Below are 21,027 nucleotides of genomic sequence, written 5' to 3'. Positions count from 1 at the left end.
TCAGGGCACTGCAAGCCTGTCGACGATCTGCGCGGTCAGCGCCTCCGCGAGTTCCTGACGGCGCAATTCGTAGATCGGCGTGAAGAACACGCGGTGCCCGAGCGCCGGCAGCAACACCGCATGAATGTCCTCGGGAATCAGGTGCGAGCGGCCCGCGAGCCACGCGACCACGCGCGCCGCGCGCAACAGCGCGCTCATGCCGCGCGGGCTCGCGCCTGCCAGAATGAGCCGCTCCATATCCACGCCGTCGAGCGCGATACCAAAGCGCTGCGGCGTTTCGGTTGCCTGCCAGATGTCCAGCACATAACGCTCGATGGTCTCGCTGGACTGCACGCTGTGCTGAATGGCCGCGCCAACCTGGTTCAGCTGTTCCCACGGAACGATAGCCGCAGAAAGCCGTGCGAGCAGCCGGTCGACGTCGTGATAATCCGCATCGAACACCAGCGCGCGCCGCACGTCGGTGTCGTCGGGTGTCGGCATGCCCAGTTCGAACAGGAAACGGTCGCGCGCCGCCGAGGCGAGCTCGAAGGTTTCCTCCTTCTCGACCTTGTTGCGATCCGCGAACACCGTCATGTGCGGGAAGCGGTATTCGCGATCGAACGCCCAGACGGAGCGCTCGGCCATCGCGCGCAACAGCAGCGACTGAACCTGCGGACGCGCGCGATTGATTTCGTTGAAGAAGAATGTCGTGAGGCCCTCGCCGTGCCGCAGAAGCGGACCCGGATCGATACGCGGCCTGCCCTCGGCATCGACATACGTGTGATAGACGAGGTCGCCCGGCATCAGATCGATCGTGCCTTCGACGCGCTCGAACTCGCCGCCCACGACACGCGCAAACGCACGCAGCACCGTCGTCTTGCCGACGCCGACGCCGCCTTCGAGCAGCACATGCCCGCGCGCGAACAACGCGACGGTGATCAGCCGGATCACCTGCGCCTGGCCTATCACGGCGCTCGCGACTTCCTCCTCGATCTGCAGCGCATGCAGACGCCAGTCCTGAAGCTGTTCGCTGGAACCCATCGGTGCAATCTCCTATGGCTGGCACACACTGCGCCGCCAGCAAAAATGCGAGTCACGCAGAAGCATCGTCGACTGCCGGCACGAGGACCTTCGGCTTGCCGGGCGGCCGTACGAACACCGCATACTCGCGCTCCAGATAAGCCGCGGCCTGCTCCAGCAGAAACTGCCGGAAAATCATGCAGGTCGGCGAAAGCTGCTTGGCGCGCAAATGCACGATCTGCCATGTGCGCTCGATCGGCGTGCCGTTCACATCGAGCAATGCGAGCTCTCTCGTACGCAATTCGAGCAGCAGCGTATGCAGCGAAATGAGGCTCACGCCCATCCCGGCAATCACCGCCTGCTTGATCGTTTCATTGCTGCCGAGCGTGACGACTTTCGCGGGCGTGAAAAGATGCTGCCGGAACATTTCCTCCGCGGCCATGCGGGTGCCCGAGCCGGGTTCTCGTAGAAGAAACGTGTCGCCGCGCAACTCCTGCAAGTCGAAGCGCCGCGCGCCCGCAAGCGGATGATCAACCGGCGCGATCACCACTTGCGGATGCCATGCGAGCGGCTCCGTTGTCGTATCCAGTTCCGGCGGCGGGCGGCCCATGATCGCGAGGTCGATCGCGTTGTCCTGAAGCAGGCGCAACAACGCATCCCGGTTGCCCACCGAGAAGTGCACGTCGACCTTCGGGTAGAGATGCGAATACATCGCGAGCAGCTTCGGCGCGAAATACGTCGCGGAACTGACGATGCCCACCGCGATAGAGCCGCTATCGGCCTGCTTGAGCGAACTCATCGCGTCTTCCGCGTCCTTGATCTCGCCTAGAATCCGGCTCGCGTGATGGCTGAACTTCTCACCGGCCTCGGTCAACGCGAGCTTGCGCGCAATCCGCTCGAAGAGGCGCAGGCCGACTGCCTCCTCCAGCTGATGAATCTGCATCGACACCGCGGGCTGCGTCAGATGCAATTCTTCGGCGGCTCGCGCAAAACTCGAATAGCGGCTCGCCACGACGAAGATCTGCAATTGACGCAGCGTGAGCGAGCGGATGAAGTTCACGGCCGCGCGTCCGCTACCGGCTCGCGCGCGGCGCGTTCGTCGACGGCTTGACGGGCGCGTTCGGCGAATGCGGCGCGTTAGGTGTGTTCGGTGTGTTCGGTACGTTCGGAGCATTCCCCGGCGCCGGTAGCTTGCGCAACGCAGCCTGGAAGCTGAGGGTGCGGCTATGCAGCGGATGCGCGAAGTCGTTGTTCGCGCCGGGCACCTCCGTGCGAATCAGCGCGACCTCGCCCGGCACGGTAGGCGCGATCAGAAACGTGTAGCGCTTCGCGATATATTGCGCGAAACGTTCGGCATTGGGATCGTCCAGATACGGCTGCACGACGATCTGCTGAGCCTTCACCGGCTTGCCGTCGATCTGGCTCGTCACCGTTTCGATCTTCGGGCCGGCGGCAAGCGCGAGCCGCAACCGCTGCTGGAAATAGCGCCGTTGCCCGCCCGTCAACTGCTCCATCTCGGCGATGTCGCGCTCGAGGAAATAGATGATCACCGGGTTGCACTGCAAGCCGCCGTTCGGCAACGGCACGGCTCCGCTGTGATCGGACACCTGGGCGTCGCCCTTCGCGTTGTCCGGGCTCGTTACCAGCACCTTGACGATGTCGGTCCCGCGCGCGGGCGGGTCGGAACTGAGCAGCGCGTAGTCGAGTTCGGTTTGCTGCGCGACGCCATGCAGATGATCGGTCGTGAAGATAAGCCGCTCGGCGGATGAAATCCCGCCGCTGCCCGCGGCGGGCGCGGCCGCGTGCACGTCGCCGATGAAACACGCGAAACACGTCAAGCATGCGATGCTCGCGGCGCACGCCGCGAGCTTGCGCCGCCATTCACGTCGCACACCGGCTCGCACCGCCGTCATGGCGATGCGTCCGCGGGCTTGCCGGACGGCGCATCGACGGGCTTTAGAAGCGGCACTTCATAACTGGTGAGGATGCTGTCGATCTTGTCGTGGTTCGCGCCGATCCATTGATCGACCTTGTCCTTCCACGCCTTCTCGCCGTAGCGCACGCCCATCGAGATCGTATAGTCGAAACGGATGCCCGGCGTGGCCGGAAACGGTACGAGCTTCACCGAATCGCCGGAGCGTTTCGCGAAGTACCCCGCAATCGGCCCCCACAGAAACACCACGTCGACGTTGCCCGCCTGCAGGTCCTTTTCGATCATCTGGCCAGGATATTCCTGCGGGTCGCCGCTTTGCACCTGGTACGACACCGCCTGATCGATCAGGTTATGACCGAGCAGCCAGTCGACCGCAGGCGTCTGCGAAAAGATACCGAAGCGCAGCTTGTGCAACTGATCCGGCGGCAGCTTGAGCAGATCGTCCGGCGTGTTGATGCCGGCCAGCTCGGGCCGCTTCTTGAACACCATTGCATAGGTGGAGCGCAGATAGGGCTGCGTCGTCGAAGTCATGTCGTAGCCTTTCGGCACGCCGATGATCAGATCGCATTTGTAGCGCTCGCTGTCGGCCACCTTCTCGCGCAGCGTGTGGCGAACGAACCCCATGCGCTGCGGAAAATACGTGTATTCGAGCTTGTAGCCGAAGTCGCTCGCCATCTGGCTCGCGATGCGGTTCTCGTAACCCTCGCCCTTGTTGTTCGACAGGGGCATGTTGTTCGGGTCCGCGCACACTCGCAGAACGCCGTCGGCGCCGTCGTTGTTCGGCAGCGCGGCCTCGCCCTGCGCGCGTACCGCGCCGCTTGCGAGCGCCGCATAGCAAAGCGCGCCTGCCACGAGCGCGGCGTGCGCGTGCATGAGTTTGCGATGACGCATCGATCACCTCCTGAAGTTGTGCCGCCGGCGTTATTTCGCGTCGATGGCCTGCAGATCGCCGGGCTTGATCTGCCCGTCGGAGCGCCCTTTCAGATAGGCGTAAAGGTTCTCCCAGTTCTTTTGCATCATCTGGCTGGAACTGAAGTCAGGCATGCCCTTGTCGACCCGCCCACCGAACACCGTGCGGTGAAACTCGTTCTTGTCGAGCGTCTTGAACGCTTCGACGAGCGAGGGTCCCACCATGCCCTGCTGCTGCGCGCCGTGGCAGCGTTCGCATGCAAGCGCGCGCCAGGTCTTCCATCCTTGCAACGTATTGGTGTCCACCTTGCTGCCGTCGACCACCTTGTACGCCACCTGGGCAATCGCGGGATTGGTCTGGGCGTACGTGACAGGCAGCACGACGAAAACGACGGGCAGTGCCGCCCGCAACAAGATTGATCGGCGTTTCATATACAGATGTCTCCTGATGATAGAGCCGCGCCTCGATGCATTTCATCGATGCATCGCTGCATCTCCTGCAAGCACGCGGACCCGGTAACTCGTATGCAACTCGTGGTTGAACCCGCATTGAACTGGCTTGACCGAACCCGCGCCGCCGGCTGCCCCGGTGCTTCACCAGGAGCGAACCGGCCGCGCGATTCGAACCGCGCTGCGCTCAGCTGTTGCCGCCAGGAATGGCGAACACGAAGAGCGTGCCGCCGAGCGCCGTGTACTTCGCGAGCTCGCGATAACCGCCCACCGCGCCGAGACCTTCCGTCGACTTTTCGAGTCCGGCCGCCATGCCGATGCCGGCCCAGCCGCCAATGCCCGAGTAGACGCCGACGTACTGCTTGCCCTGATACTGGTACGTAAACACGTTGCCGATGATCCCCGACGGGGTCTTGAAGCGCCACAACTCCTTGCCGTCCTTGATGCGAACCGCCTTGAGGTAGCCTTCCAGCGTGCCGTAGAACGCAATGCCGCCGGCGGTAGCGAGCGCGCCCGACCACACCGAGAACTTCTCCGGCTTGGACCAGACGATCTTGCCCTTCGCTGCATCCCACGCAATGAAATTGCCCATCGCGTTGTTCTCGTTCGGACCCGGATACATCGACAGCGTCGCGCCCACATACGGCTGACCCGACACGTAGTCGACATCGAACGGTTCGTAGTCCATGCAAACGTGATTCGTCGGCACGAGGAAGAGGCTGGAGTTCGGGTCATATGCTGCGGGCTGCTGGTCCTTCGAGCCGAGCGCTGCAGGACAGATGCCCTTCACGTTGTGGTCCGAGCCCGCTGCCTGCGTCGAATACGCCGCGTTACGAATCGGCTTGCCGCTCTTGAGGTCGACGCTGTCGGCCCAGTTCACAGCCGGATCGAACTTCTGCGCGACGAGCAGTTGGCCGCTCTCGCGGTTCAACGTATAGCCGAAGCCGTTGCGATCGAAGTGAACGATGGCGGGCACCTTCTTGCCGTCGATCGTCAGATCCGACAGGATCATTTCATTGACGCCGTCGTAGTCCCACTCGTCGTGAGGCGTCATCTGATAGACCCACTTCGCCATGCCGGTATTCAGATCGCGGGCCATGATCGACATCGACCACTTGTTGTCGCCCGGACGTTGCGTCGGGTTCCATGTGCCGGGATTGCCTGTGCCGTAGTAGACAAGGTTGAGCTTCGGATCCCACGCATACCAGCCCCACGTGGTGCCGCCGCCCAGCTTCCACTGATCGCCCTTCCAGGATTTCAGCGACGAGTCCGCGCCCACCGGCACCATCTTGCCGTCGGCGTAGGTCATCGTTTTGTCGGGGTCCATCAGCATGTCCTTGTCCGGACCCGTGCTGTACGCGGTCCAGGCCGGTTTGCCGGTCTTGATGTCATACGCGATCAGACGTCCGCGCACGCCGAACTCGCCGCCCGAGATGCCCGTCAGCACCTTGTCGCCGAAAACGTGCGGCGCGTTGGTGTTCGTTTCGCCGGCTTTCGAGTTGCCGTTCTGCGCGGTCCAGACCACGTCGCCCGTTTTGGCGTTCAACGCGACGAGCTTGGTATCGGCCTGTTGCAGGAAGATCTTGCCGTCGCCATAGGCGAGCCCGCGATTGACTGTGTCACAGCACATCACGGAGACAACCGAATCGTCCTGCTTCGGCTGGTACTGCCAGAGGAATGTTTGATCCTTCAGGTTGATCGCAATAACCTTGTTAGGGAACGGCGAGTGGATATACATGGTGTCGCCGATCACGAGCGGCGCGCCTTCATGGCCGCGCAGCACGCCGGTCGACATGGTCCACGCGACCTGTAGTTTGCCGACGTTGTTCTCGTTGATCTGCTTGAGAGGGCTGTAGCGGTGATTCGCATAATCGCCTGCCTGCGCCGCCCAGTTCGACGGACTTTTGATGAGCCCGTCGAGCTGCGAATCGGCCTGTGCAACGATAGAGCTCATGGCTGCCGACGCGAGGATCGCGAGCCCAAGAACCGTGGTGCGTAAGTTCATGTCTCCTCCAGAATGGTCTTGCTGTTCAACTCACGAATGACCCACGCTACCTCGTCGCACCGGGCGCGCCCTCCACGGATGCAGGGTAACGATCAGCGCCATTCCCAATCGTTGTCGGGTTTGCGGCGCATGACGGCCAACGCATATTCCATGCCGGTTTCGCAGCGGCACGGACCGCATTCGCCGCCGCAAGCCGGTCCCCAAACGCCGCGCGTGCACACCGCATCAAGCCGCGCGCCGTGCCTCGGGCACCGTTGGCTTCGCGGTGTGGAGGCTGTATGAAACGGCAATGGCGTGAGATACGGTTAAGTGGTGTCACGCCGTCACACCACTTAATCGGGCCATGTGGCACATACTGTGTCATTGCCCGATACGAAGCGTGTCCGTCGCGTCGCAGGCCGCGGAGGAAGCGCTTCGCAGGGCGCTGCATCGGGTTCGCGCGCCGCAGGGCGCGTCCGGTGGAGCGTCCGGTGGGCGTCCGGTGGTGGGTCATTTGCAGCGCAACATGAGTGTTATCGATCGAACCAACATCCGCGGAGAAGCGATCATGGCAAACACCGAAAAGGTCTATTCCGACGAGGAGATCCAGCAACGGCTCGTCGGCCCTCTTCAGCACTGGTACGTGGAAGACGGCTGGCTGCGGCGCAAATACCGCACCGAGGGCTGGAAGGGAACGTTGATGGTGGTGAACGCAGTGGGTCATCTCGCGGAAGCCGCGTGGCATCACCCTGATCTGACGGTCTCCTATGCATTCGTGATCGTGAAGCTGAAGACGCACTCGGCGAAAGGCATCACCGACAAGGACTTCGCGCTCGCGAGCAAGATCGAGTCGTTCATCCAGTGGCAGCCTGCCACCGAAGGCGGCCCGCTGGAAGGCACGCCGAGCGGCGACCAGCGCTTCCGCTACATCAAGTACGACGCGCCGAAAGCGGAGGGAGCAGCCGAGGGCGGCTGAAGCGCGTCCGGCGAAAGCGAGAGTGGCTGGTGCGTCTGAAAGCGGACGTCCCCGCATGTCCCTGGTACGGCTTTCGCTTAACGTCGTGCGCCGGCCGCCGCGCGACGGCACGTGCCGTCGCCATGGCGGCGTGTGCGGCTCGCCCTGCTCGATCCGCACCGGATCATGCCCGAACAAGGACACTTGCGATGCAGCTTCACGTTCGCCGCCTTCCACCTGACGCCACCGTGACGGTCGACGCCCCCGCGCGGTTGCATCTGGGCTTTCTCGACCCGAACGCGTCGCTCGGACGCGCGTTCGGCAGTGTCGGACTCGTGATCGACGGTGGCGGGACTCGCGTCGAAGCGCGGCTCGCAGAACGCAACCGCATCGACGGTGCGGTGTCGGAGGCCGAACGCGAGCGCATCGCGGTATGTCTTGAACGGCTGCATTCCGCGTACGACCCGACGCCCGTCGCGATCGACGTCAGGCAGACGCCGCGCGCGCACACCGGCCTCGGATCGGGGACGCAACTGGCGCTCGCCGTCGGCATGGCGTTTGTCCGGCTGCTCGGCCACGTCGCGCCAAGCGCCGAACTGGCGAGCCTGCTCGGACGCGGCGCGCGCTCGGGCATCGGCGTGCTCGGCTTCGATTCGGGCGGCCTGCTGGTGGACGGCGGACCGTCGGGCGATCTGCATCCGGGCGTGCCGCCGCTGCTCGCACGCCAGCCGTTTCCCGAGGACTGGCGCATCTTGCTCGTCAGCGACAATGCGCGCGAAGGTCTGCACGGCGCCGACGAACGGCGCGGGCTTGCCGCGCTCGCGCCGTTCCCGCAGAAACTTGCCGCGCACCTGTGCCACCTCGTGCTAATGAAGATCCTGCCGGGCGCCGCCGAGCGCAACATCGTGCCGTTCGCACATGGGTTGACCGAGATGCAGCAGACCATCGGCGAATACTTCGCGCCCGTGCAGGGCGGCGTGTTCGCGAGCCCCGGCGTCGAGCGTGCGCTGCGCGCCGTGGCCGCGCAGCGCACCGCCGGAATTGGCCAGAGTTCGTGGGGCCCGACAGGTTTTGCGATCCTCGGCAGCGCGCGCGACGCCGAAGGCGCGCTCGCCGCAGCGCGCGAAGCCACGCGCGGCATGCCGCATATCGAATGCACGATCGTCGCGGGGCGCAATCGCGGCGCGACGGTGCGCTCCGCCGAAGCGCGGCAGCACCGGCGCATCGACGCCGCATGATGTGCCTTTATTCGGCGCTGCGAGCTACGTACCGGGCGGCCAGCGAACTGGCGTCTGAAAATGCAGCGCCCACGAATACACGACCTATGAATGGCCGGCTCGCGAAAGCGCCGCGCACGCCCACGCGACGCACGCGGCCCACGCGGCACATGCAACAGGCGCCGCACACGCGACACCAATCCGACACGCACCCGCTATGCCCATGCGCCCACGCGCGGCAACCCGTTAGCCCTTGCGTTGCGCAGCCATGACATCGCCACTGAAACGAGCCCCCTGCCATGTCCGACACCACTGAAAAACCCGCTGAAAGGCCCTACATCCTGCACATGTTCACGGCCACGCCGCAGATGAGTCCGTTCGACGTCAACATGGCCGCCGACGCCGGCTATCAGATCATCGTGCCGTATTGCAACGTCGACGCCGCAATGGTCGCCAACCTCACACAGGACGCGATCTTTTCGCGCGGCCCGAAAGGCGTGGCACGCACCGGCATCTTCATCGGCGGACGCGATGTGATGCTCGCCGCCGACATGCTCGACATTGCGCGCAAAGCCATGGTCCCCCCGTTCGAGGTGTCCGTGTTCGCCGATCCGAGCGGCGCGTACACGACCGCCGCCGCGCTGGTCGCGCTGGCCGAGCGGCATCTGGGCAAGGCGTACGGGATGGAACTGGGCGGCAAGCGCGTGCTGATTCTCGGCGGCACCGGCGCCGTCGGGCGCGTGGCGGCGGCGATGGCGGCTTCGCTCGGCGCGGACGTGTCGATCGGGAGCCACAGCGACCAGGCGCGCGCGGTGCGGGTCAGCGACGATCTGAATCAGCGCTTCGGCATCGTGACCAAAGGCGTGGGCACGGCGACGCCCGCCGAACTGCGCGCGGTGCTCGGCGAGGCCGAGATCGTACTGGCCACGGCGGTTGCCGGCGTGCAGGTGGTGACCCGCGAAGACCTCGAACATGCGCGCCATCTGCTTATCGCCGCCGATGTCAACGCGGTGCCGCCCGAAGGCATTGCCGGCGTCAACGTAATGAACGACGGCAAGCCGATCGAAGGCGTGCCCACCGCGGGCGGCGCGATCGGCATCGGCGCACTGGCGATCGGCAACGTCAAATATCAGGTAGAACACCGGCTTTTCACGCGGATGCGCACGGGCGGCAAACCCGTCTACCTGAGCTTCCCGCAAGCGTTCGACGAGGCGCGCGCCGTCGCGGCCGGTCTTGGCTGAGCGGCAAACCGTACGGGAGCATCAGCCATGATCACGCGTCCATCTCCAGCGCGTGCGCCGTTCGTCGCGGTGGCGGGCCTGTCCGCGCGGATGCTCGCGCAGTCTGCCGCGCGTGCGGGCTTTCGGGTCGTCGCCCTCGACGTGTTCGGCGACCGCGATACGCGCGAGGCCTCCGAACTGTGGTTCGATATCGGCGGCGGCCCGTTGTCGATCGACGCCGCGCGGCTCACCGACGCGCTTGAGCGCAGCGCGCGCCTGCCGGGGATGATCGGCTGGATCGACGGCAGCGGGCTGGAGCCATTCGTCGCGCAGTTGTGCAGCGCGCCGGGCCTGCCGCGCTTCATCGGCAATTCCGTCGACGCCAGCGCCGCCGTGCGCGAGCCGCGGCGCTTCTTTGCGCTGCTCGACGAACTCGGCATTCCGCATCCGCCCGTCGCCTTCACGCGCCCCGCCGTGCCGCAGGGCTGGCTCGTAAAACGCGCGGACGGCTGCGGGGGAACGCACGTCGAGCCGCTCGCCACGCTCGAAGCGGTTGCCCGCACACGCGTTCCCGCGCAAGTCTATTTCCAGCGCCAAAGCCGAGGCCGTGCGATGTCGGCGCTCTTCATCGGCGCGCGCGGCAGCGCACGGGTGATCGGCTTCGCGCAACAGCTCACGTGTGCGATGGGCAGCTTGCCGTTCGTGCATGCGGGGTCCATCGGCCCAATCGATCTGCCGCCCGATGTCGAGGTGCGCGTGCGGGCGGCGATCGCCGCGTTATGCGCGCGCGTCGGGCTTACCGGCATCAATAGCTGCGACTTTTTGCTCGACGGCGATTCGTTCGAACTGCTCGAAATCAACACACGCCCTTCATCGACGATGACGCTTTACGAAACGGCCTCGCCCGATGCGTGGGCGCGCGGCCTCGTCGCGAGTCATATCGACGCCTGCCGTCACGGCCGTCTGCCCGCGGAGCCCGCGCGTGCGACGTGGCGCGCCGGTCAACACGTGCTGTTCGCGCCGCATCCGTTCACTGTCTCGCATGCGTTCAGCGATGCATGCATGCGCGATCCGCGTTGCCGCGACGTGCCGATGCCCGGCACATGGGTCGAAGCCGGCCAGCCCGTCTGTACGCTCATCGTGCGCGCCGCTTCGGTGGACGCGGTGCGGCACGCGCTCGACGCACAGCACACGCTGGTGCTTCAACGAATCGAAACCTGCCATGAGGCCTGCTATGAGCCCGACCCTGCCTTCGTCCACTGCCACCCCTGACGAACCCAGGCCGCCGCTCGCGGATGCCGCCGCGCTCAGCGTCAACGCGCTCAGCGAACGTCTCGTCGCTCGTCTCGTCGACGACGCCCCGCGTTTCGGCGCCGCGATCAGCCGCACCGCGAACGGCACGGTGCTCGTCGACGCGGGCGTGGCTGCGCCCGGCAGCGTCGCGGCAGGCGTGCTGATCGCGCGCATCTGCATGGGCGGCCTCGGCCACGTGACCGTGCGCGAGAGCCTGGATGCGAGGCCGCTGTGGCCGAGCACGATCGAAGTGCGCACATCATGGCCGGTGCTCGCCTGCCTCGCCAGTCAATATGCGGGATGGAGCCTCGCCGCAACCAAGGAGCAGACCGGCGGCAAGAAGTTCTTTTCCCTAGGCTCGGGCCCGGCGCGCGCGCTTGCGGTGAAGGAGCCGCTCTTCGCCGAACTCGGTTATCGCGATCGTCACGAGCGCGGCGTGCTCGTGCTCGAAGTGGACCGCTTGCCGCCGCAGGTCGTCATCGACAAGGTGCTGCACGACTGCGGCCTCGCGCCCGAGCGGTTGACACTTGTCACCACGCCGACACAGTCTGTCGCGGGAACGGTGCAGGTGGTGGCGCGGGTCGTCGAGGTTGCGTTGCACAAAACGCATGTACTCGGCGTCGCACTGGACGAGGTGGTGGAAGCCGGCGGCTCCGCGCCCTTGCCGCCGCCCGCGCCGGACGGCATTCAGGCGATGGGCCGCACCAACGATGCCATCCTGTACGGCGGCCGCGTGCATCTCACCGTGAAGCACGACGCGGTGGCACGGCGGCTCGCCGCTGAACTGCCCGCGTCGACTTCGCGCGATCACGGGCGGCCGTTCGCGGATATCTTCACATCGTTCAACTACGACTTCTACCAGATCGACCCCGCGCTGTTCGCGCCGGCCGAAGTGTGGGTGAGCAGCCTCGAAAGCGGCGCGACCTATCACGGCGGCGCCGTCGACGCGGATCTGCTGCACGGTGAATGGAGCGGCAAACCATGAGTCTGCCTTTGCCCAGCGCCTGCGCGGCCACGGACGCCAATGTGGACACCGGCACGGACACGCGCGGCGCGCCAGCGCCGCTGCGCATCGCGATCATGACGGACGAAACCGGCTGGCACACCGGGCGCCTGAAAAAAGCGTTTCGCGCGCGCAGGGTGGAGGCACGCTGCATCGACCTCGCCGATTGCCGCATCGACACGACATGGGAGCCGCATGGGCTCGTGCTGCCGGGGTTCGGCCATGGGCTGCCCGACGCGGTTTTCGTGCGCGGCATCGCGGGCGGCACTTTTGAGCAGGTGACGTTGCGGCTCGGCATCCTGCATGCGCTGCGCGAATCCGGCGTGCCGGTGTACAACGACGCGCGCGCGATCGAACGCAGCGTCGACAAATCGATGACGAGCTTTTTGCTGCATCGCCACGGCGTGCCCACGCCCGCGACGTGGGCCGGCGAATCGGCGGCATTCGCGCAGCGTGTGCTGATGCGCGAGGCCGCGGCCGGGCGCCAGGTCGTTCTCAAGCCGCTGTTCGGCTCGCAAGGCCATGGGCTCAAACGGCTCGGCTCACGCAGCACGCCGCCGCGGCCGCTGGCGCCGCTGCCTTCGCTGAAGCCATACAGCCAGGTGGCGTATTTGCAGCGTTTTATCGACGGCGGCCGGCCTGGCTTCGACTGGCGCGTGCTCGTGATCGGCGGACGCGCGGTGGCGGCGATGCGGCGCATCGGCGGCAAAGGCTGGATTCATAACTTCGCGCAGGGCGCGACGTGCGAGGCGGCGGAGCTGGATGCCGCGCTCGCACAAACGGCGGTGCGCGCCACCGAGGCGCTCGGGCTCGACTACGCAGGCGTCGACCTGATTCCGGATCCTCGCGATGCCGCCCGGCCGCTAGTGCTGGAGGTCAACGGCGTGGCGGCATGGCGCGGCCTGCAGTCGGTGACGTCTATCGACGTTGCAGCGGCGCTCGCCGACGATCTGCTGTTCCGCAAGCTGCCCGCGCAGCGCGGCGAGGCGGCGGTGGTCGCGCTGCATGGACGCCATGGCTGAGCGACTGTCCGGTTTTCTCCGCACGACGGGCCCGAGCGGCTACATGTGCGCGGCGAATTCGAGCGGTTCGGGCGGCCCCGCGGACATAAACACTGCCCGATCCACCACCGACTCCGCGCAGGCTCGCGCGGCTTTCCTGACAGCCTGCCGGCTGGACGTCGAAACGCCGAAGCCAGGCAACGTCAGCGTGGATAGCGAAGGCCACGGCATGAGTGCCGCGCAGTTCATCGCGAGCGCCGACGCAGCCGCCGAGGCGCTGTGCGCGCGCGGCATGCCGGTCGGTCAGCGCCTGCTCGATGCTGTAACGCGCACGCGCGCCACGGTCGGTTGCAATACGAACCTGGGCATACTGCTGCTGGTCGCGCCTCTCGCCGCAGCGCTCGAAGAAACCGCGCGCCCGCTGTCTGCCCAGGCGTGGCACGCGGCGACCGAGCGTGTGCTCGCGCGCCTCGACATCGACGACTCCCGCCTCGCGTACCGAGCGATCGCGCTCGCGAATCCGGGCGGTCTCGGCGAGGCACCCGAGCAATCGGTGCACGACGCGCCGACGGTCGCCCTGCGCGCTGCAATGGCGCTCGCCGCCGCGCGCGACAGCATCGCGCGCCAATATGCCGAGGGCTTTCGCGACATCTTCGAAACCGGCCTCGCCGCGTGGCGCGAAGTTCCGGCCGATGATCCGCGCATCGCCACGCTGAACGTGTTTCTCACGTTCCTGAGCACGTGGCCCGACTCGCACATTGTGCGTAAGCAGGGGCTCGGCGTGGCGCAGAGTGTCACGCGAACGGCACGCGAACGGCACGCGCAATGGCGCCGTACGCTCACGCAAGCGAGCACGGTCGCGGGCAGCCAGCAACTCGATGCATGGGATGCCGAAATGAAAGCCGCCGCCATCAATCCCGGCACCAGCGCGGACCTGACGGTGGCTACGCTGTTCGTCGCGCTTTGCCTCGAAGAGCCCGGTACCGCAAGCTGCGCGCCATGCGAGGCTGACGCGCCGCGCACTGGCACGGATTCTGTTAGTTAGTGCCACCGTGCATCAACCGCTGCCAAGCGATCGCGGACCAGGAGCGTTCAGGCGGCGTGTCAGTCAGTCGGCAAGTCCCCATTCCACTCATCGGAGGAACAGCATGGCCAAGATCAACCGCGTCCTGATAGGCGAGTCGCTCGTCGGCGACGGCAACGAGGTCGCACACATCGACTTGCTGATGGGACCGCGAGGTTCCGCTGCGGAAACCGCATTCTGTAATGCGCTAACCAACAATAAGGACGGCTTCACATCGCTGCTCGCGGTCGTCGCGCCGAACCTGCTCACCAAGCCGAACACGATCCTTTTCAATAAGGTGACGATCAAGGGCGCGAAGCAGGCGGTGCAGATGTTCGGGCCGGCGCAGCATGCGGTCGCGCTCGCTGTCGCCGACAGCGTCGAGGACGGCACGATCCCGCAGGACGAGGCGGACGACCTGTTCCTGTGCGTCGGCGTCTTCATTCACTGGCAGGCGGAGGACGACAAGAAGATTCAGGAGTACAACTACAAGGCGACGCGCGAGGCGATCCAGCGCGCGGTCAAAGGCGAACCGAGCGCCGCGGAGGTCGTGTCGAAGAAGAGCAGCGTCGCGCATCCGTTTGCCCCGAACTGATGGCTCGCGGCCCGCGCGGAGACAGCCGCAAGACGGGGCGGCGCGGGCCTTGCATGATGCCATCGTGCAATTGCTCTCACAGAGGCATGAGATGACCCTACGATGTCGCGCGCTGGCGGCCTGTGCCTGCATTGCGCTTGCCGCGCCCCTCGCCTGGGCGGACGGCGATACGCAACAGACGCCGGCGCCGGCCGCAGGCTACAACTACCCGACCCAGGGACGCGTCGAATACGTGCTCTCCTGCATGGACGACAACGGGCACGATTTCGCGAACGTTTATAAATGCTCGTGCGTGATCGACAAAATGGCGACGGCGCTCCCCTACGACGAGTTCGTCGATCAGTCGACCTTCGCGAAGTATGCGACGCTCGGCGGCGAAGGCGGCTCGGAGTTCCGCGTCGACCACGCGAAAGCGCAGACGAAGAAATTCCGCGCGTTGCAGACGGACGCCTACCGGAGTTGCGGACTCGGCAACGATAAAACCGCGGCATCGAAATAGCGGACGTAGGCTGTAAGCGGCGCGGCGCGGCGCATGCCGTACCGCCGCCGGCAGACTTGTCGTTTCGCCCGGACGATGCATGGTCCGGGCCTCGCGGGTTCAGTCCGGAATCAGCCCCTCGCCAAGCGACGCATAACTCGCGAGGCCACCAGCTATTGGCATATCGCTGCGCTGCCGCTCGATTTGCACGCCGACCGCCGCGACGTCGTCGAATTTGGCCGGCTTGGCGAGCGACACACGCACCCAGTGCGCGCCGAAATCGGTAATCAGCAGGCGGGCTACCGCTTCAGCAAGCGCTTCGAGTAGCCGCACGCCGTGCGACTCCAGCAACGCATGCAACGCGCTGCGCACCGCTGCGTAGTTGATGGTGTCCTCGATGCGATCCGTCGTACAGGCGCGAATCGCGGGCACGCCGATCGCGAGGTTCATCCGCACGGGCTGCGGCACATGCAACTCGCTGCTGTCGATACCTATAATCGTCTGACCGATAAAGTTTTCGATGAAAACGATGTCCATGCGCTTCGGCAGCGTGCCGGCGGATGGCCCTTCTGAAGACGCACCCCAGGGCATACCCGCGAGAGGCGTCCCCGCATCGGCGGCGGCGCAGAAACTGGCGAGGCGAACGGTATCGATACGGTCCATGGTGTACTCCGCCGCGTAGCGGCAACAAGTTAAGAGACGCAACCCGGGTAAACACAAAGCAGCATGCAATGAGTTGCCCGCGAAGCGCTCTGCGCCGCCAAGCGTGTCGGCAGGCCCCGGCAGGGCATGCCGACATTAAAAGCAAAAACCGGGCACACCTTGTACTATTGATGCGACTTCTTATTGAACGAGAACGACATCGGGCGTAGAGTTTTAAGCCAACGCCTGACAGTAACCCGAAACAGCGGGCGTATTACTCAGTGCGCATACGGACAGAGAAAGACCGAGAAGCCGCGGCGCCAGGGGATGACATTATCGATAAAGCGGCACTCGTGACGCGCCAAGCGAAGCCCAGGCGAATGCAACACTACGCCAGGCAACGTCCGGCGCGCGTGAAGTTGCCGCAACGGAGACGAACCCCATGTCGTTGCTTGCTGACAGCTCCATGCACGTCCGTGAAATTCTCAACGTCGTCAATCATCAATTGGCGACACGTCCGACGAGCGAGCCAGTCGCTCAATCGTGGGCGCGTTGCGTCAACGAATTCCAGCTCGACCCTTCCCGCTTTGTCACGCCGCCCATCCTGACGGACTACGAATTAAGCTCGCGCCGTGAGGCCATGGGCGATCTGATCGCGTGTTCGAAGCTGGAAATGACCACGCTCTATCAACAGCTGGCCGATCCCGAACTTGCCGTGGTGCTGGTCGACTCGGGCGGCGTGATCGTCCATCAGGTTTCGTCGGTGCCTTTCGCCGAAGCGGTCGCATCCGACGGCTTCCGCGTCGGCGCGTTGTGGAGCGAGCGCGAAGCGGGCACCAACGGAATGGGCACGTGCCTCGCCGAACGCGACTGCATCGCCGTGTGCCAGCACGAGCATTTCTATCCGCGCTACACGTCGCTCACCTGCTCTGCCGCGCCGATCTTCGACGACAGCGGCGAGATTGCCGGCGTACTCGACGTCACGAGCCGCTCGAAGCTGCTGCAGCAACACTCGCTGGTGCTCGTCGGCATGTCGCGCCAGATGATCGAAAACCGTTTGCTCGATGCGCGCTACCGTCACGCGAACATGATCCACTTTCACAGCCGCCCGGAATTCGTCGGCACGCTGCATGGCGGAAAGCTTGCGGTAGCGGACGACAGCACCGTGCTGGCGGCGAACCGCAGCGCACTCTTCCAACTCGGCTTCCGCTCGCTTAGCGAACTGCGCGGACGGCGTATCGAGGAGGCGTTCAACGCATCGCTCGAAGACATGATCGCGCGCAGCATTCGCGGCTCGTTTCATCCGGTCACCGTGTACAGCGCCAACGCGACGAATCGCTTCTTCCTCGTCGCGCAGACCGCGCAAAATGCGGCGGCACGCGTCACGCGTGTCGCCGTGACTGCGCCCGCGCCGCGCACGAGCGCACCCGAAAAGCGTCCACCGCCGGCCCGGCTCGATGAAATCGCGCATCTGGAGTTCGGCGATCCGCGCATGGCCTCGCAGATTCAGCTAGGCGTGCGCGTGGTTCAGCGCAAGATCCCGATCATCCTCAGGGGACAAACCGGCACCGGCAAGGAAGTCTTCGCGCAGGCGTTGCATAGCATCAGCCCTCATTCGTCGGGGCCGTTCGTGCCGGTGAATTGCGCGTCGTTGCCGGAGAACCTGATCGAAAGCGAACTGTTCGGCTATCGTGCGGGCGCATTTACCGGCGCACAGCGCGAAGGACGCCGCGGCAAGATCGTGCAGGCCAACGGCGGCACGCTGTTTCTGGACGAGATCGGCGACATGCCGCTCGCATTGCAAGCGCGGCTACTGCGCGTGATCGAGGAGCACGAGGTCACGCCGCTCGGCGCCGAGACCACCGTCAAGGTCAACTTCCAGCTGATCAGCGCGAGCCACCGCAACCTGCTCGAACTGGTGCACGGCGGGCAGTTCCGCGAGGATCTGTATTACCGGCTGAAGGGCGTCGAACTGAATCTGCCGCCGCTCGCCGAGCGCGTCGACAAGCTGCCGCTGATTCACCATCTGCTCGAGGCGGAAACCGATAACGATCCACCGGAGCTCACGAAAGAAGCCGAGCACGCGTTGCTGAGCTATGCATGGCCTGGCAACATTCGTCAGTTGCGACATGTGTTGCAGATGGCGATTGCGCTATGCGACGGACAACCGATCCGCTGCGAAGATCTTCCCGTGGAAGTCACGCAACGCGACCCGCTAGTTGCGACGCCCGCCGTGTCGCACCCAGTTGCGCAGCCGGCGCCGCATCCGGACGACGACCCCGATCTTTCCGCGCTGAACGCTATCCAGTTGAATGAACGTGAGACCGTTCTTGCGATGCTCGAGGAAAATCGCTGGAACGTCAGTAACGTGGCAAAGGCGCTGGGCATCAGCCGCAATACGCTGTATCGCAAGATGCGCCGGCTGCAAATCCGTCTGTCGCACGACGGCTCGGGGCACGACGGCGCCGAGCCCGACGACGCGGCCGATGAACCGGCCTTCGACGGTGCGCCGCCCGACGGTGCACCGCCCGACGGATCGCCGCACGCTCATAGCGCATGACCCAGGCGCCCGCTCGCAAACTCGCGGATTTCAAGCCGGACGCGCGCTTCGCGTGGTGCGTGACCGGCTCGGGCCATCTGCTCGAAGAGTCGATCGAACTCGCGCTGGCGTTGCCGCGCACCGACCTTTTTCTCTCCGCCGCAGCCGAAGAAGTACTGCCGCTTTACGGGTGGAATCTGCCCAGACTGCGTGAGCGCTTCAACGTGTTCCGCGACAAGAGCGCGAGCGGCGTGCCGGTCGGCATGCTGTATCACGGCATGTATCACACTGTCATCATCGCGCCGGCCACCAGCAATACGGTGGCCAAATGCGCGTTCGGCATCTCCGACACGCTGCCGACCAACATGTACGCGCAGGCCGGCAAGCAGTGCATTCCGGGCATCGTCTTTGCATGCGACACGGAACCGACCGTCGTCACTCAAAGCCCGAACGAATGGGTCGAACTACGACCGCGCGCGATCGAACTCGACAATGTGGAGCGCCTGTCGCGCTTCGAATACACGACGGTCGTGCGCTCGCTGGATGAACTGAAGACGGCGCTCGATCAACGCCTCGCGACGCTCGACCTGGTATGACACGGCCCCCCGGCGCGTACTGACATGGACCACATCGTCTTCCTGACCGGCCGGCTCGCCGAAAAGAGCCTGCTCCGCGTGCTCGAAAGCATGGCGCCGACGCCGTTCAGTTGGGAGATCCGTGAAATCGGTCTGCAAGTCGCCGCGCTGATGACCGCCGACATGATCCGACGCCGCGTGCCCGCGCCGCTCGCGGCGCAGCGCGTGATCGTGCCCGGGCGATGCCGTGGCGATCTCGCGGCGCTGACCGAACACTACGGCGTGCCGTTCGAACGCGGCCCGGAAGAAGTGAAAGACCTGCCGCAGTTCTTCGGCCGCGAGGCGAAGCCGGTGGACCTCTCGCGCTACGAGACCGAGATTTTTGCGGAGATCGTCGACGCGCCGCGCCTCGACCTCGACGGCATTGCCGCGCGTGCTCGCGACTTTGCCGCGCAGGGCGCAAATGTGATCGACATAGGCTGTTTGCCGGAAACACCGTTCCCGCATCTCGAAGACGCGGTACGCCGGCTGAAGGCCGAAGGCTATCGCGTGAGCGTCGATTCGATGCACACCGACGAGCTACTGCGCGGCGGCCGCGCGGGCGCCGACTATCTGATGAGCCTGAACGTCGACACGCTATGGATCGCGGACGAAGTGCCGTCCACGCCGATCCTCGTCGCACGCGACCCGCGCGACCCCGCATCGCTCGATGCCGCCATCGAGCTGTTCGCCGCGCGCGACCGCGCGTTTCTTGCCGACCCGATTCTCGATCCGATCCCGTTCGGTCTCGCCACGTCGATCGCGCGTTACGTGAGGCTGCGCGAACGCTATCCGGACGTGGCCATCATGATGGGCATCGGCAACGTGACCGAGCTGACCGAAGCGGACACGAGCGGCATCAACGCAGTGTTGCTCGGCATGGCGGCGGAGCTTCGTGTGAGCGCGGTGCTTACCACGTCCGTCAGCCTGCACGCGCGGCGGGCCGTGCGCGAAGCCGACGTCGCGCGCCGCGTGATGCATGCCGCCCGCGAGGCGCAGGTGCTGCCCAAGGGCATCGACGGCGATCTTGCGACCGTCCATGCAAAGCGTCCATTTCCATACAGTCCCGCCGAGATCGACGAATTCGCCCGAGACGTGCGCGACCCTAACTTTCGCGTGCAGGTGAGCGCCGAGGCCATTCATGTCTACAACCGCGACGGACATCTCCGTGGCGGCGATCCATTCGAGTTCTATCCCGACCTTCATCTTGAAGCAGACGGCGGCCACGCGTTCTATATGGGCGTGCAGCTCGCACGCGCCGAAATTGCGTGGCGACTCGGCAAGCGCTTCGACCAGGACCAGCCGCTCGACTGGGGCTGCGCCGTCGAGCGGCCCGAGCAGGACCTGTCGGTCTGGTGCGCGCCCGGCGAGACGATGAAAAAACGTTGAGCACGCACGCAGCCGCAACCGTTCAGCGCGCTTCCACCAGCGCTTCGTCCGCTTCGCTCATCGGCGCGAGTGCGCCACGCAGCGCGCCCATGGCCTGCGCATAGTCGTCGGCGCCGAAGACCGCCGAGCCGGCCACGAACACGTCGGCACCCGCCGCCGCGATCGGCGCGATGTTCGACGCCTTCACGCCGCCATCCACTTCGATCAGCAACGGCCGTCCCGTGCGCTGCATGGTTGCGTCGACGCGTTCGCGCAATACGCGTAGCTTTTCCAGCGTCTCGGGAATAAAGGCCTGGCCGCCGAAGCCGGGATTCACCGACATCACCAGCACCACGTCGAGCCGCTCGATCACATGGTCGAGCACCGCGAGCGGCGTGGCGGGATTGAGCGCGAGTCCGACGCGCGCGCCGTGCGTCTTGATCAGTTCGATGGTCCGATGCACGTGCAGCGACGCTTCCGGATGAAAGCTGATCGTGTTCGCGCCCGCTTCGGCAAAGCCGATCACGAGCGGATCGACCGGCATGGTCATCAGATGCACGTCGATCGGCACGCGCTTATGCGGCCGGATCGCCGCACAAACGAGCGGCCCGACCGTGAGATTCGGCACGTAATGGTTGTCCATCACGTCGAGATGAATCCAGTCGGCGCCGGCTGCGGTGACGTCGCGAATCTCTTCGGCGAGACGCGCAAAGTCGGCGGACAGCAGCGAAGGAGCAATCAGAAAATCACGCATGCCCGTCTCC

General features: G+C 65.3%; 20 protein-coding genes. 12 read left to right on the top strand and 8 right to left on the bottom strand.

The annotated features are described in order from the left end of the window. From RW095_RS18855 to RW095_RS18830, 6 genes are all read right to left on the bottom strand, one after another. Positions 1-1,020, bottom strand: a complete 1,020-nt coding sequence (locus RW095_RS18855) for an AAA family ATPase (RefSeq protein WP_317017565.1) — start codon at positions 1,018-1,020, stop codon at positions 1-3. 52 nt (positions 1,021-1,072) lie between these two features. Then, positions 1,073-2,059, bottom strand: a complete 987-nt coding sequence (locus RW095_RS18850) for a LysR family transcriptional regulator (RefSeq protein WP_317017563.1) — start codon at positions 2,057-2,059, stop codon at positions 1,073-1,075. 13 nt (positions 2,060-2,072) lie between these two features. Then, complete coding sequence (locus RW095_RS18845; RefSeq protein ID WP_317017562.1) at positions 2,073-2,912, bottom strand: hypothetical protein; 840 nt, start codon at positions 2,910-2,912, stop codon at positions 2,073-2,075. Continuing rightward, entirely contained in the window at positions 2,909-3,823 is a 915-nt protein-coding gene (locus tag RW095_RS18840; protein WP_020066319.1) for a substrate-binding domain-containing protein, read from the bottom strand. Before RW095_RS18840 ends, RW095_RS18845 begins: the two co-directional genes overlap by 4 nt. Before the next feature lie 30 nt (positions 3,824-3,853). Next, entirely contained in the window at positions 3,854-4,273 is a 420-nt protein-coding gene (locus RW095_RS18835; protein ID WP_128587234.1) for a c-type cytochrome, read from the bottom strand. 205 nt (positions 4,274-4,478) lie between these two features. Continuing rightward, a complete protein-coding gene (locus RW095_RS18830) occupies positions 4,479-6,245 on the bottom strand; it encodes a methanol/ethanol family PQQ-dependent dehydrogenase (protein ID WP_394365157.1) in 1,767 nt (588 codons plus the stop codon). Positions 6,246-6,843: 598 nt separating this feature from the next. Here RW095_RS18830 and RW095_RS18825 point away from each other — a divergent pair. From RW095_RS18825 to RW095_RS18785, 9 genes are all read left to right on the top strand, one after another. Then, the gene (locus tag RW095_RS18825; protein WP_128587233.1) at positions 6,844-7,251 is read left to right on the top strand and encodes a 4a-hydroxytetrahydrobiopterin dehydratase; all 408 of its coding nucleotides are present in this window, start codon (positions 6,844-6,846) and stop codon (positions 7,249-7,251) included. 188 nt (positions 7,252-7,439) lie between these two features. Beyond that, positions 7,440-8,468: a beta-ribofuranosylaminobenzene 5'-phosphate synthase family protein gene (locus RW095_RS18820; protein ID WP_317017558.1), complete on the top strand. Its 1,029-nt coding sequence runs from the start codon at positions 7,440-7,442 to the stop codon at positions 8,466-8,468. A gap of 278 nt (positions 8,469-8,746) precedes the next feature. Beyond that, a complete protein-coding gene (locus RW095_RS18815; protein WP_317017557.1) occupies positions 8,747-9,688 on the top strand; it encodes an NAD(P)-dependent methylenetetrahydromethanopterin dehydrogenase in 942 nt (313 codons plus the stop codon). Between the two features lie 27 nt (positions 9,689-9,715). Next, a complete protein-coding gene (locus tag RW095_RS18810; RefSeq protein WP_317017555.1) occupies positions 9,716-10,939 on the top strand; it encodes an ATP-grasp domain-containing protein in 1,224 nt (407 codons plus the stop codon). Further along, entirely contained in the window at positions 10,902-11,945 is a 1,044-nt protein-coding gene (mch, locus tag RW095_RS18805; protein ID WP_317017554.1) for a methenyltetrahydromethanopterin cyclohydrolase, read from the top strand. The genes RW095_RS18810 and mch overlap by 38 nt, the downstream gene beginning before the upstream one ends. After that, complete coding sequence (locus RW095_RS18800; RefSeq protein WP_317017552.1) at positions 11,942-12,985, top strand: ATP-grasp domain-containing protein; 1,044 nt, start codon at positions 11,942-11,944, stop codon at positions 12,983-12,985. The genes mch and RW095_RS18800 overlap by 4 nt, the downstream gene beginning before the upstream one ends. Continuing rightward, positions 12,969-14,009, top strand: a complete 1,041-nt coding sequence (locus RW095_RS18795) for a triphosphoribosyl-dephospho-CoA synthase (RefSeq protein WP_394365096.1) — start codon at positions 12,969-12,971, stop codon at positions 14,007-14,009. The genes RW095_RS18800 and RW095_RS18795 overlap by 17 nt, the downstream gene beginning before the upstream one ends. Before the next feature lie 103 nt (positions 14,010-14,112). After that, a complete protein-coding gene (gene fae, locus RW095_RS18790) occupies positions 14,113-14,622 on the top strand; it encodes a formaldehyde-activating enzyme (RefSeq protein ID WP_128592084.1) in 510 nt (169 codons plus the stop codon). Between the two features lie 91 nt (positions 14,623-14,713). Next, entirely contained in the window at positions 14,714-15,121 is a 408-nt protein-coding gene (locus RW095_RS18785; RefSeq protein WP_317017550.1) for a hypothetical protein, read from the top strand. Positions 15,122-15,220: 99 nt separating this feature from the next. Here the strand turns inward: RW095_RS18785 and RW095_RS18780 are convergent, their stop codons facing one another. Continuing rightward, positions 15,221-15,763 carry a dihydroneopterin aldolase gene (locus RW095_RS18780; RefSeq protein WP_317017549.1) on the bottom strand — a complete coding sequence of 181 codons (543 nt, stop codon included), beginning with the start codon at positions 15,761-15,763 and terminating at the stop codon, positions 15,221-15,223. Between the two features lie 421 nt (positions 15,764-16,184). Here RW095_RS18780 and RW095_RS18775 point away from each other — a divergent pair, with 421 nt between their 5' ends. From RW095_RS18775 to RW095_RS18765, 3 genes are read left to right on the top strand one after another with little or no spacing between them, the layout of a single operon-like run. Then, entirely contained in the window at positions 16,185-18,302 is a 2,118-nt protein-coding gene (locus RW095_RS18775) for a sigma-54-dependent Fis family transcriptional regulator (RefSeq protein ID WP_317017547.1), read from the top strand. Further along, positions 18,299-18,877, top strand: a complete 579-nt coding sequence (locus RW095_RS18770) for a flavoprotein (protein WP_128590952.1) — start codon at positions 18,299-18,301, stop codon at positions 18,875-18,877. The genes RW095_RS18775 and RW095_RS18770 overlap by 4 nt, the downstream gene beginning before the upstream one ends. A gap of 24 nt (positions 18,878-18,901) precedes the next feature. Beyond that, complete coding sequence (locus RW095_RS18765) at positions 18,902-20,284, top strand: DUF6513 domain-containing protein (protein ID WP_317017545.1); 1,383 nt, start codon at positions 18,902-18,904, stop codon at positions 20,282-20,284. Positions 20,285-20,306: 22 nt separating this feature from the next. Here the strand turns inward: RW095_RS18765 and rpe are convergent, their stop codons facing one another. Then, on the bottom strand, positions 20,307-21,017 hold the full coding sequence (gene rpe, locus RW095_RS18760) for a ribulose-phosphate 3-epimerase (protein ID WP_317017544.1): 711 nt from the start codon (positions 21,015-21,017) through the stop codon (positions 20,307-20,309). Positions 21,018-21,027: the final 10 nt, after the last annotated feature.

This window comes from Paraburkholderia kirstenboschensis, assembly GCF_032806925.1.
In the GTDB taxonomy this organism is placed as follows: domain Bacteria; phylum Pseudomonadota; class Gammaproteobacteria; order Burkholderiales; family Burkholderiaceae; genus Paraburkholderia; species Paraburkholderia kirstenboschensis.
The sequence above is the reverse complement of the archived record's forward strand: the minus strand, read 5'-3'. Positions and strand labels throughout refer to the sequence as shown.